Source organism: bacterium, assembly GCA_016699995.1.
Classification (GTDB): domain Bacteria; phylum Patescibacteriota; class Doudnabacteria; order UBA920; family UBA920; genus UBA920.
The window spans coordinates 256,144-269,113 of record CP064996.1 but is presented as its reverse complement, the minus strand read 5'-3'; the positions used below and the strand labels follow the sequence as shown (position 1 = coordinate 269,113).

12 protein-coding genes are annotated in these 12,970 nt (G+C 44.6%); all 12 read right to left on the bottom strand.

Annotated features, from left to right (window positions below):
• Positions 1–12 precede the first annotated feature (12 nt).
• The 12 genes from IPM19_01405 to IPM19_01350 all read right to left on the bottom strand — a co-directional run bounded on the left by IPM19_01405 (position 13) and on the right by IPM19_01350 (position 12,608).
• Positions 13–897 carry a transketolase gene (locus tag IPM19_01405; GenBank protein ID QQS23411.1) on the bottom strand — a complete coding sequence of 295 codons (885 nt, stop codon included), beginning with the start codon at positions 895–897 and terminating at the stop codon, positions 13–15.
• A gap of 52 nt (positions 898–949) precedes the next feature.
• On the bottom strand, positions 950–1,594 hold the full coding sequence (locus IPM19_01400; GenBank protein QQS23203.1) for a hypothetical protein: 645 nt from the start codon (positions 1,592–1,594) through the stop codon (positions 950–952).
• A 14-nt stretch (positions 1,595–1,608) separates the two neighbouring features.
• Complete coding sequence (locus tag IPM19_01395; GenBank protein QQS23202.1) at positions 1,609–2,052, bottom strand: RpiB/LacA/LacB family sugar-phosphate isomerase; 444 nt, start codon at positions 2,050–2,052, stop codon at positions 1,609–1,611.
• 12 nt (positions 2,053–2,064) lie between these two features.
• Positions 2,065–2,748: a triosephosphate isomerase gene (locus IPM19_01390; GenBank protein ID QQS23201.1), complete on the bottom strand. Its 684-nt coding sequence runs from the start codon at positions 2,746–2,748 to the stop codon at positions 2,065–2,067.
• The gene (gene galT, locus IPM19_01385; protein ID QQS23200.1) at positions 2,749–3,750 is read right to left on the bottom strand and encodes a galactose-1-phosphate uridylyltransferase; all 1,002 of its coding nucleotides are present in this window, start codon (positions 3,748–3,750) and stop codon (positions 2,749–2,751) included.
• Positions 3,750–4,130, bottom strand: coding sequence for a Holliday junction resolvase RuvX (gene ruvX, locus IPM19_01380; GenBank protein QQS23199.1), 381 nt, complete (start codon positions 4,128–4,130; stop codon positions 3,750–3,752). The genes galT and ruvX overlap by 1 nt, the downstream gene beginning before the upstream one ends.
• 10 nt (positions 4,131–4,140) lie before the next feature.
• On the bottom strand, positions 4,141–5,769 hold the full coding sequence (locus IPM19_01375; protein QQS23198.1) for a hypothetical protein: 1,629 nt from the start codon (positions 5,767–5,769) through the stop codon (positions 4,141–4,143).
• Between the two features lie 62 nt (positions 5,770–5,831).
• On the bottom strand, positions 5,832–7,403 hold the full coding sequence (gene dnaX / locus IPM19_01370; protein ID QQS23197.1) for a DNA polymerase III subunit gamma/tau: 1,572 nt from the start codon (positions 7,401–7,403) through the stop codon (positions 5,832–5,834).
• 123 nt (positions 7,404–7,526) lie between these two features.
• A complete protein-coding gene (locus IPM19_01365) occupies positions 7,527–8,192 on the bottom strand; it encodes a GtrA family protein (protein ID QQS23196.1) in 666 nt (221 codons plus the stop codon).
• Positions 8,192–8,821 (bottom strand): hypothetical protein, encoded by a 630-nt coding sequence (locus tag IPM19_01360; protein QQS23195.1) that lies wholly within the window; start codon positions 8,819–8,821, stop codon positions 8,192–8,194. The genes IPM19_01365 and IPM19_01360 overlap by 1 nt, the downstream gene beginning before the upstream one ends.
• Positions 8,822–8,904: 83 nt before the next feature.
• Positions 8,905–9,219 (bottom strand): hypothetical protein, encoded by a 315-nt coding sequence (locus tag IPM19_01355; protein QQS23194.1) that lies wholly within the window; start codon positions 9,217–9,219, stop codon positions 8,905–8,907.
• Positions 9,216–12,608: a hypothetical protein gene (locus tag IPM19_01350; protein QQS23193.1), complete on the bottom strand. Its 3,393-nt coding sequence runs from the start codon at positions 12,606–12,608 to the stop codon at positions 9,216–9,218. Before IPM19_01350 ends, IPM19_01355 begins: the two co-directional genes overlap by 4 nt.
• Between the last annotated feature and the right edge of the window lie 362 nt (positions 12,609–12,970).

Genomic DNA, 12,970 nt, shown 5'->3' with positions numbered 1-12,970 from the left:
TAATTAATTGTTTTATTCGTGTTCACTTCTAATTTTTCCCTGCAGAGTGCGCAGCTCCTTTAATGCCTCTGCTGCCTGCTGGCCTTTGGGCGGGGCGCCAGCAATATTAGCCGCATCCGGAGGCGATCCATGCCATTCATACCGCCCTTCCATAAAATCCACTCCTTTTCCTGGAATCGTATGCGCAATAATCACAGTCGGCTTCTCAAAAATTGCTCGCGCTTCGTGGCATGCATCTATAATGGCTCGAATATTATGACCATCGACTTCCAACACGTGCCAGTTAAAAGCTTCATACTTGGCGCGCAAAGAATCTAAAGGCATGACGTCTTCTGTATAGCCATCGATCTGAATATTATTGCGGTCGATAATAGCCGTTAAATTATGCAGCCGTTCTTTTCCCGCTAACATCACTGCTTCCCATACCTGCCCTTCATTCTGTTCCCCGTCGGACATAACCAAATAGGTGCGGTTGCTTTTGCTGTCCATGCGCATTGCCAAAGCAATCCCCACGGCCTGCGAAGAACCCTGACCCAGCGGGCCGCTACTGGTTTCGATTCCAGGCAACTCTAAATTATGTGGATGGCCTTGCAAGCGGGATTCAATTTTACGCAATGTCTTAAGCTCGCTTACCGGAAAATACCCGCGCTGCGCCAAAGTGGCATATAATACCGGACAAGTATGACCGCAAGACAGTACTAGCCAGTCGCGGTTCGGCCAGCCTGGCTTGAGCGGATCAATATTCATCACCTCAAAATAAAGCGCAGTGAAAATGTCCGCCATACCCAAGGGACCGGCACTGTGACCAGAACCAGCTTCGACGAGCATCTCGATAATATTCTGCCTTATCTCGTTGGCTTTAAGTTGTAATTCTGTGGAAGACAATTTCATTTTTATTTTGCGTTTCAAATTTATTTTGTGTCTATAAAAATCTGCTATTTACATTTCACTATTTAAGAGCTTCCAACAATTTTTCGTAATTTTCTTTCACGTCTCCCTTGAGCAAGCCCGAGCCCACCACGCAGCTAGTTGCGCCATTGTCGATGAGTTTAGCAATATTGGTTTCGTTTACTCCGCCATCGACGTCGATTCTCGCCATCGGTGCTAAGTCGCGCATAACTCGCAATCGCTGCTTTGTTCCCGGCAACATCTTCTGCCCCTGCTTACCCGGGGTAACGCCAAGCAGTACATAATCATTTATAGTATCCACATGGTATCGAATCACAGACACTTCACTGGTCGGTGAAACAGCTATAGCAGGAGTCATTTTGAGCCTTTTAATCTCCTCCACCGCAGCTTCCAAATCCAATTCGCTTCGGAAAGCTTCGTAATGAACGATTATTTTCGTAAAACCGGCAGTTTTATAAGCAGCGAAGTTGGCCGGCTCATCTATCATTAGATGCGCTTCGAACGAGATTTTGCTTTTTGGCAATTTGATCTCTTCGATCTTCAAAGTTTTGGTTGGCACCAATTTGCCATCCGCAAAGTCGATCTGAATAGCACGGACACCTTTAAGCCCCATCACCAACTTCAGATTCTGGTTGAAATTATCTACTTTATTTTCTAAAATTGCCGGAATAATCATAAATGACAAACTTGATTGATAAGTTAATTCTCCAGAGCGCTAATCTTTTTTACGCGACGCATATGCCTGCTTTCGGTGGAAAATTTTGTATCTATCCATACTTCCATAATCTTTTCTGCTGCCTGGGAATTTACGTAATCGCTTGGCAAGCATAGCACGTTGCTCATATCGTCATTGCGGCTGGCCTTGGCTTCGCTGGTGTTCCATACTAACGCCGCTCGAACGCCTTTAAATTTATTGGCTACAATACACACCCCTTGCCCGCTTCGGCAAATAAGTATTCCTAAATTCCCCAAAGGATTTTTGGAAACCTGCTTGGCAACTTTAGCCGCGTAATCCGGGTAATCATCGTCGGGCTTGAAAGTTAACGCGCCCATGTCTTTAAAATCGAGCTTTCGTTTGGCTAAAATTTTTTTAAGATGCTCTTTTAACTTGTATCCGCCATGATCGGCGCCGATATAAATCATACTGCTCGATTATTAGTTCTGAATAATTTTATTAAAATCTTCCGGCAATAAGGACGCTCCCCCAACCAATAAGCCGCCGATGTTATGCTGTCCCAAAAATGTTGCGCTATTTGTACTGTTGACGCTGCCGCCGTACAAAACCGACTTAACTCCGAACTTAGTATTGATGTAAAGCGCAATCTGTTCGGCATGGTCTGCTGTAGCCGGGCGACCAGAGCCGATCGCCCAGACCGGTTCGTAAGCCACAATAACTTTCTTAGGATCAACGTCAGCCAGATCCTGCCTTAACTGAGATGCTAGTACATCTGTAACTTCTAATTCATCCTGATCTACAGCCGTGCCGTAACCGATGCATAAAATCGGGGTGATTTTATAATCCAGCAAGGCCTGAATCTTGGCGTTTATTTGCGCTTCTGTTTCTCCGAGCGCGCGGCGTTCGCTATGTCCGACAATGCAATGGCTGACATTTAAGCTAGCCAAGTTAGCAGCGGAAATCTGTCCGGTGTACGGCCCCTTGATCTGACTGCTAACATCCTGAGCTCCTAAGTGCATGTATTCGATAACGCCCAAAAACGGAGTCGGCGGGCAAAGCACCACTTCGTATTTGGAAACAACTTCGATTTTTCTAGCCAGGTCTGTAGCTTCACGCGCCGTTAGCGGATTAAGCTTCCAGTTAGCAACAATAACTTTATGCATTTATTCTCCTCTCAAAAACTTAGCGGTCATTTCCGGAGCCACTGGGTTTACAGGAATGCCGGTGCCGTACTCGAAACCTGCCCAAATGGTTAACCGCGGGAAAACAGTCAGATGCCAATGGTAGCTCTTTTCTTCATGAACCAAATGTTTGTCTTGGGAATGCGGCATGGTGTGAATGTAATAGTTTAATGGCGGATCTGACAGCTTTACATACAAACTTCCCAAAACTTTCTTTAATACATGCGCCAGATGCAGCAATTCGACATCGGACGTAGCTTCGAAGCGCGCATGATGGCGTTTGGGCAAGATCCAAGTCTCAAACGGACTGCGCGATGCGTATGCGGACATCACAACAAAATAGTCATCCTCATAAACAATGCGGTCCTTGTTCTTAATCTCTTCTTTGACGATGTCGCAGTAAATGCAAGTTCCTGTTTGTTGATAATGATGGTAGCAACTGCGGAGCTCCTCGTGGATATGCGGAGGAACGATTGGTGTAGCCAAGATCTGATAGTGAGGGTGCACTAGGGATGCGCCGGCATCGCGGCCGTGATTATGGAATATCTGTACATATTTTATTTCCGGATCCTTCTGAATCTCCTTAATCCGGTCCTGAAATAATTTTAATGTTTGTTGGACAAGCACCGCGGACTGCAAAGCAGGAGGCTCATTGTGCTTGCGAGTGATAATGACTTCATGCTCGCCATACCCCGCACGAGACTCGTAAAAATCGCGATTTGCGTATATGCGAGTTTCTTCTAGAGATTGAAATTTGTTCGGAATCACCCTTAATTGCCAATCTTTATTATCTGGCAACCGGCAAACGTCTTCGCATAGATCCGGATTCTTATTTTCATTCCCAGGACAAAACACGCATGCGGGATCAATTTCCGGCAGGCCTGAACTCACGCTGTATGTTTTAAACTCCTCCGGACGCTTATTGCGGCCCGGAGCAATTAGAACCCAATGCTTATTAATGGGATTGCGGCGAAATTGAGACATTACTGTTTATTTTTATTTAAATAATTTTGTAAAAAGATTTGTGCAGCCAAACTGTCGATTTGCTCGCCGCTACCCGTAATTTGTTCGGCCATAACGCTGGATAGTCGCTCATCCACCATCTCCACCGGTATAGTTAAGCGTTGCTGCAGCTTGTCGCTAAACTCCTGAACCTCTGCAGACTTTTGAGTAGCTTCGCCCGACATATTCAGCGGCAGCCCCAGGGCGATGATGCTAACTCCCTGTTCCTCTATAAGCCCGTCGATCTGCTGCCAAAATTCTTCCGGCGATACAATCGCCAGCTCACGCGCTAAAGTCTGCGTTTCGTCCGAGATAGCTAACCCTATTCGTTTTGTTCCGTAGTCAATACCTAATACTTTCATAAAGATTTATTTATTCGCGCGGAGAAAATGGAGGAGTAGAAACCGGTGCAGTCGAACTTCCAGATCCTTCCGAATTTTCATAGCCAGAAGAAGCTAAAGGAATTAACGGTTTTATGGATGCGGTATCCAAGCAAACATTGCGCTCCTGGATTACCCCAATACCGCCACTGCTGGAACTACCTCCGGAAATCGGAGTAAACACAAACTTGTTAACCAAATTTTCTACCACTCCGGCTACCAATTGGCTCACAGGATTTTCGGTATTGTTAGTACCCAGTTCGATAGCCCCAGAAATAGCCGCTTCCTGTACATTAAAAATCGCGGATACGGTTTTGTTAACCTGACTACTAACCAAATCTCGACCCGTCTTAATCCCAGGACTCAACACTTCTTTGGTTGCTGCTGCTTCGGCCTCTGCCTTAGTACGTGCGGCCAAAGTCTCGTAATAACCTTCCCACCACTGCGGGTAGTTTTTTTCGTCGCTTCCCAAGCGGGCTAATTTCTGAACAAAATCCGGATCGCCTGGATTAATGGTTAAGTCGTTTCCAATATTCTCACGGGCTTTGGCCACAAAGATCTGGTTAAGATCTTTTTTACTCGGGTTAATGCAAAAGTATTCGGGCAAGAATTTTTGGATAATATCCTGATCAAGCGGATCGGATACGAATTTCTTCATATATTCCACCGAATAGAACCGTCCGAGCTCGTTAGAGTAATAAAGCTGGCTGGCAATGGCAAAGCTCTTTTCTATATGCGCCACCAGCTTATCCAGCATCTTTATAGAAAAATTAGCAAAAGCTTTGGCTAAACCCATTTTGACGCCTTCCAGAATGTCGCGTTTCAGATCTGTGCTTACAGTAACCACGCTCGGAATTTGGGCTTGAGCCGTCTTAATGCCGAATACATTCAAGTTCTGTTCCAGCTCTCCGGCCATAGCATATTGCTGAGCAGTCTTCTCCAGCTCGGAATTCACCACTGCCAATCGGTTATCTATAACGGCATAATCCTGATAGAAATCCGCCCAAGGCTCCGCTACGCGGCCTTCACTATAACCAGTAGCACTGTCAAAAATTTCACCGTACTTTTGAAAAGATACGATATTGGCTTTATGCATTTCCACCAAAGAACTCGGAACTTCTGCCGATTTTAAGCTAGCTACCAGCTTCGCGGTTTCGGATTTACCTTTTTGCAAATCGGCCAGGCTGGCATTGGCTGAATACAGATTATTTACGCTGGTATTGATGGCGTTGCGGTAATTGGTTACCATCGAATTTATATCCGTAAGGTAATTGACTACAAAACCTGCATCTTTGCGGGAGCTGATTTTAATTTCCGAATTAGCCAATTGAGGAACGACAATGCGCTGCTTGGTATTAAGAACAGTCTCTACCTGTTCCCGCACAACATCTTCGGTGGCAATCTTTTCCAACAATTGCTGGCTGGCTTCGTAATTTGGATCAAGCTCTGCCAGAAAAGCTTTGTACTGCTCCAGTTCTTCCTGGGCAGCCTTGGTGGCAGCGTCGTAATTGGTGCGGTCCCTAAAGCTCCACTCCCCCGGCTGCCAAACTGTTATGACAACCAATGCCACCACCGCCAGGGCTATGATTGCGTATGATAATTTTTTATTTTTGTCTTCCATAATTTTTTAATTTTTTTGTTGTTTTAAAATTTTTATTTCGTTAAAGCCATTCTGCAAGGAAGCTACTCTACCAGCTCGCCGCCGAATATCTTTAAAGCATCAGAGACCGCGGCGGCCGTGTCGACGATTTGCTCGCCCATAGAATCTTTAGCGATGACAACCCGAAATTCTACATCCCCGCCAGCTTTCTCCCTTAAGAAGTTAGTTATCTGAGTGCGAACCTTAGCCGCTTCCAGCTGCTCCTTATGGAATAAATACTTTACGCCAATGATGATTTTATTGCCGCTGACCTCATGCAAGGGAGAATTTTTAAGCAGTGTCGCCAGAGGGCTATTTACGCTCTTAACGTTAGCAATGAGTCCCGGCCACCAGGCAATTACCTGAGCGGTGTCCAACTCTATGTCGCTGCTATTAAACACGACTGAGTTTTGCGCACTTGCCTCCGGAACATCTTTGGCCATCGCAGGCTGCTTTAAAGAAACTTTTTCTTCTATTACTTCCATTTTTGAGATTGCCGGAGCAGCACCCGCCCGCTTGCCTGGGGTATAAGTCGGTTCATCCTTATCGGTGCCAGAATCAGAACTACCAGGCTGAATAAACATAGCCGCTTCTATACTGGCCAATAATAAAGGCAATTCGGACGAAGTAGCCCTGTCAATTTCTTTGTAGGCTCGCATGAACAGACGGATAATATACAGTAGCTGATTAAGGCTGAACTGGGTTACTAAATCCGGAGCTCCTTGCTGTTTAGACAGAGAAACCTCCAAATGCTCCTGCAAAATAACCAGAGTCTTGCGGGCAAACGAAGCAGCATCAAAATTGGCGGCTGTCTGCGTTTTGAAAAAACTGCTCATTTCTCCTGTGCTGCCTTGGGCAATTAAGTTCAACAATTCTATTACGGATGCGCGGGCAGTGGTGCCGAGCAATAAATGAACATCATCAATACTGCTCGAGCTGTCCAAGTGAGCTGCCATAGACAGCTGGGACAATGCATCGCGCAGGCCGCCTTCACTATTTTCTACAATCACATCCAGGGTGCCGGCCGGCAATTTCAGTTTTTCATTTTTTACAATCTGCTCCAAAGCAGGTTTCATATTTTCGCCGGTGATCTTGCGAAAATCAAAGCGCTGAGTTCGGGAAATAATCGTATCCAAGACTTTTTCGATGTCGGTGGTGGCTAAAATAAACAAGACGTTTGCTGGCGGTTCTTCCAAAGTCTTTAGTAACGCATTAAAAGCAGCCTTAGACAGCATGTGGACTTCGTCGATGACAAAAACTTTGGTACGTCCTCGCGTTGGCTGAAAGTGAATATGTTCGATTAGCTCGCGAATATTGTCTACGCCCGTATGGGAGGCAGCGTCTATTTCTATGACATCCAAAAAGTTTCCTGCCGCAATCGAAGTGCACACATCGCATGCACCGCAAGGATTGCCGTCTTTAACTTTTTCGCAATTGACAGCCTTCGCCAAAATTCTGGCCAGAGTGGTTTTACCAATCCCCCGGCTCCCGGTAAATAAATAAGCGTGTCCAACATTCTTATTGGAAACAGCTTGCTGAAGAGTCCTAACGATTGATTCTTGACCAATCACTTCAGAGAAATTTTTTGGGCGATAAATTTGGTAAAAGACTGCCATTCGGGTTTGTTTTTGATCTAAATTTTATAAGGATTTCTGAAGAAAAAGTAAACTTTTATTACTTATATTATACCATACAAAAATCAGCCTTTTTGAGGCTGATTTATCTCTTATATAAGCGCTTTATTTTTTGAAAACGATCAGCTTATAGCCTACGAAATTCCAGATCAAAGAAACTGCCGTTGCCAAGATTTTCGCCACGTTTTTTATAGTGTCAGCGTTGATCAAACTAGTCAGCATAGGCGCCAAGGCAATAGAGGCGCCAACCACAATTGCGCTGTTGATTACCAGTCCCACAAGACTAACTATCATAAATACGCCAAACTGATGACTGGCTCCGGCATCTACCTTCTGGCTTAAGTTCAGGCCAAATCCATACCAGATTAAAATTTCGGCAATAAGGAAGACAATTAAAATGAATAGATAATAAGTATCGACTACGCTGTATAGGCCGCCAATAAACACCAGGGCAAACGCGCCAAACCCCAAGCTGCCGACTACGATCAAGCGGAATAGATTACGCAGTGGAGACAGTGTGGAAGAGGCAAACGTCCAAGCACGGTTCCATAGGTAACTTTGGATCATTGCGGCGCTAAAGCTGATAAAATTGAGCAGGCCCAGATTTAAACCGGAAGTAACGCCGAAAGATTTAGTAACGTAATTCAGGATTATAAAATCCAAGGCCGTATTTAACGAGCCAATTGCGGCAAATTTTAACAGTTGCAAAATTACTGGTTTTTCGGCCAGTAATTGTGAAATTTTTTGATTATAGCTCTGCAAAGCTTGCATTAAAATTCTTCGGTTTCTCCGACAGCTAAGTCGGCTTCGATGTCTTCATCTTTAGGAGCACTAGAAGGACCGGCAAATTCGCCGCCAGCTCCGCCAGCCAAGTGCTTGATCACATTTTCCACCGCCGCCCACTGGGTTTCTCCTTCGCTAGGCACCACAATGGTAACTTCATCCCCTGCTTCTGCTTTAAAGTAAGTAAGCGAAGCCAAAAGGACGCGGTAAGTTTTTCCATCAGCAATAACTTTGTAATCGCCATTTTCATCCTGCATCAATACGCCAATGATTTTGCGGCGTTCAACCGGACCAATTTGTTTGTAAATAAAAGATCCGTCTTCGGCGATGGTCAGCTTTAACACATCCCCTTCAACCAGCTTAGACTTAGAAGCATAGTTTGCAGGCACCGGATACTGCTTGCTGTCTGGTCCAATCATATTTTGGCCGTCAAATACCCCTTCTATAACTTTACCGCCTTCGGCAACGCCAAGAGTACTAGCCTTTTCTGCAAAGTTAGTAGTCGATTTAGGTATAGTTCCACCGGCCATTTCGCGCAACAAATGCTTGGCTGACTGAATATTTTTTTCTGCCGCTTCGATCATTTGCACGATCAAAGCAAAATTTCCTTTATCCATTGTAATTTTGTTTTTTATTTGTATTTCAGAATCTCAGAAGTTCAAAAAAATTATAACACCCCTAATAAAATTAGGCAAGCTAGTTACTTATCCATAATTGCCTTAGAGGCTTTGATATGGGCAATTTCAGAATTAATCGCTTCTTCTAGCTTTAAATCGATAGCCGGAATCTTAGCCACAAGCACGGACAAGTCATCTTCCAATTTCTCCGGGTCGCCGCCCGAAACAATACTTTTAAACTCCGCTAATTGTTCATCGTTCAAATTAGCAATTACAGTATCGATTGCGATTTGGTTAAAATGCTCAGTAAGCTGAGTCATGACCTGGTACTGCTCTGCTTCCTGCAGGTCGTTAATATTAAGATCAGCTAATGCTTTGTTGATAATGTCTTTGATCACTTGTCTTTCCTTTCCAAATATTCTTCGGTTTTATTGCGAAGACTGTTAAATTCTTCGTCAAGGTCAGCAGGGTCATTAATTATTTCTTCCAATTTATTCAAGGCAGCTTCTGCAATATACCTCTTTACAGTATTAGGCTTTACACCGGCAATTTCGGGAGGTGCTTCTTCATCTAATAAACTTTCTATTGTGATTTTTTTCTTCCCCAAATGACTTTCGATCTTTTTCTTTTGGGTATTGGAAATTTTCTTGGATGAAATTCTATCCAAATTCAATCTCTCTTCGTCGATCCACTGCTGCCATTCGGTGTCGCCTTTTTTCAAATCCACTAAATTAACATCAGTATCAAACAGCTCTTTTACAGCACTGTCGGCAAACTTTTCTGCAGCAATTCTATCTGGAGTATTGCTATCCTGTAATTCTTCCTTTTCTTGGTTTAAATCGCGCCCCTCGCTGCTTCTAAATTTAGGCTGACCCATCTGGTATTCGTCGTCTGCTTTTTTTCTCTTCGCTTTTGAAGCGTAATCTTTCGCCGGTTCTAGCGTACGGAAATCCCCGCCTTTCAAAGCTAAGCGAATACCGCTGTGCAAACGTCCTGATATATGTTTCCAATCGGATTTATTGGCATCCAAATATAGAGTTTTATCCTTAACAGAAAATTGATTTGAAAGCACAATTTTCAAATCCGGATTCAGTCCACCTAAAAACTCATGGTCCAAAATATCCCTAACTGTATCTTTAAAAAATACCTGCTGTTTATTATCGACTTTATCAAATCTCTCATCGATAAAAATATTAGAATATCCCGGTATCTCGGCGCTAGTAAGCTGTTCTTCTTTCTCCGGCACAGATTCGACTTCATTTTTGTCTTCAACAATATCAATGAACTCACCTTCGATAATATTTTCGCCTTCCTCAGCCAACGGTGATTCCTTCAAGTAACCCCTGACATTAGGCAGAACCTTCTCCATAGCTTTCTTATCATGCGCTTCTAACAGCATATTAGCAGCCCTAAGCTGGTTCTCTACAGGAAGTTTATTCAAACGCTTGCGTTCGCTCTTTGTTAATACCTGGCCATACAATTCCTTAACGCCCTGGATCACATCCTCGACTTTTAGCTTAACGATTTCTTTAGCAAGTTTTAGCATAGACTTGCCATTGATTTGCTTATCTGTAAAAGGCACTCCAACAACAATTTCGTTGTCCTGATTAAATCCTAACTTCCTCTCCCCTTTCGGATAAAAATCTAACACAACCTTATGAGGAATATCCAAGCCATCCAATCTTTCGGAATTCAAAATAAACTCATCGGTTAAGTACTCGATGCGATTTCTGTCTTTTTCGCTAAGCTTACCCCGCGGCAACTTCACTTCGGTAGGAATCTTTGCATCCTGCAATTCCTTATTTAATTTTTCCGCGAACTTCGCGTGAGGACCCTTAGGCTTAGACTCTGTGCCTTCCTCGTTAGGCTGTTCACCTTCTGTAGCTTCTTCAGCTTCTTCATTCTGCTCCTCGTTATCTTGCGCTTCAGGATTCACTCCTTCCGGATGAGTAAATGGCGATGGAGGCGCTCCATTTGGAAAACGCTCATTTTTGTCTCCCTGGTCATCTTCATCAGATTTTTCTTCGTTATTAAAAGGCGTGCCCTCCGGCTTAGCTATCGGAGCATCTTCTGAATTTTCGGCTCGATCAAACGGCACACCCTCTGGCCTTGGAATCGGCTGGTCTTCCGGTTGGGTTCTGTTTACATCTCGCCCTTCTGTGGTCCTAAAAACAGGAGTGGGAGCAACATACTCGCCGCCGGCCGTCGGAGCTACGCCTTCTGGCGGCCGTCCTGGTAATCCTGGAACGTTGTAATATAAAGTTCGAAGCTTAGCGGCAGCTTTATCGCGATCTGCATAACTTATGGCTTCGGAAGCTAATATAGCTGCCAAAACGCCCGCCAAGGCTGCATAATCTTCATAAGTAAAACTATCATTTCTGTCGACAGAAACTTCTTCTATAAAAGTGCGGGCCTCAGCCGGATCAAAATCGAGCATCTTTGCCTTGGTCGCTTCCGATAAGAAATGAGCTTTAGTTTTGATAACTTCACTTATATTCTGCTGACCGGCTTCTGTTAGAGTCGCATCATCCGGAATAGCGCCAGACTTTTCCAAAGCGCCCATTAACTCATCTTTAGACCAAGTCATGCTCTCTACGCCAGGATTAACTCCAGCTCTTAGTGCATCTTTAGCAAGAGTATCTTCTGCATAGACAAGCTGTTCGACATTAATACCCTTAGCAAATTCTGGATCTATACCTCGCTGCTGTTCGATTAAAGTATGAAGCGAATCGCGCGCTCCACCGGTAATGCCGCGGTGATCCATATGCGCATGAAAACTCTCGGATACAGTAGGTTTCTGTTCTACAACTCTAGATATAGTCTCACTAGACGGACCGCTAAAGTAATCTACAACAGCAGCGCCAATAGTGCCGCCCAGCGCACCGAATGCGGCCCCTTTAAAGATCGCTTTACCGACGACGGCTTTCTTGCCGCCCAAGCGTGCAAAGCTCTTGTCATGCTTGGATTCAATTTCCTTATTTAAAGCTTTAATCAAAGCCTTAGATTCCTTCATACGGTTCTTGTCTTCCAGTTTCATCACATCTTTACGGTTCTTGTCTGTAATATGAAGAATATACGCGATTTTATCGCGTTCACTCATATTGGCATAGCGATTATCGCGACCTTCCACGCTGAGCTGCATTTGTGCTCTTGCTTGAGCCAAAGCATTGCCGATTGCCAAATATTCCTCCGGACTAGCCTCTAAACGCTGCTCTGCGTGCAACTGCTCTATTTTCGCCAACATCGCAGCTTTATCTAAATCGCCCGCATTATTAAAACGCTCCATTATATCTTTGGTGCGGTATGATTTAGATTCGCGCCAGGCGGTTTTAATCCCCTCTACTAGACCACCGCCTAAAGCACCGGCGGCAATAGCCACAGGCAAATTAGCCCCAAAAGCTGCTATAGCTCCGACTTTAACGGCTTTGCGCGCGGCTCCACCGGCAACAGCACCTGCAATAAATGCCGGTGCTCTGTCTACAACCCAATCTTTAAAATTAGATGCGCGATCCTTCCATGTAATAGTTTTGGTAACAATTTGCTGGCGGGCCTGCTCATTTTGCAGAGCTGCGCGCATCTGCGCCGCCTGTTCTGCTGTTAATGCGCCCGTAGCCAATGCGTGGTCCACCTGAGCAATAAGTTCTGGGCCATGAACAACTTCGTTTACAATTTGTTCTGCGCCATTAACAACCTCCCTCGCAACCTCCGCTCTGGCTTGCAGCTGTTCGCGATTTGCATACTGCTCAGCTAAAGACACCCCGTTGAACTTATCCCAGTTTGGGTACATGGCTCGCATCTTATCCACGTATTTTGCCTGAGCTTCACGCTCTGCAATGGAACCTTCTAGCTTAGCTTCGTAAGCTTTGGCCTTAGCTCGAGACTCGTTAATTTCTTGATAATAACGGGCCTCCTGTTCTGTCTGAGGTACGTCTAAACGACCAGCTTGATCTGCATTCTGGTTGTATTTTGTCCAATATTTTGTTGGTCGTTTTCTTGTTCAGGCCGAGGCGCACCTTCGCGTTTCGCCATGTTTTTATTTCAAAATTAGGAAATCAGCTTTGCTTAATTATACCATATATAAACCATAAATAAGAAAAGTGGATAAAAATAGCTCAAAAAAAGAGGCCCAAGCATGAAACTTAGACCTCT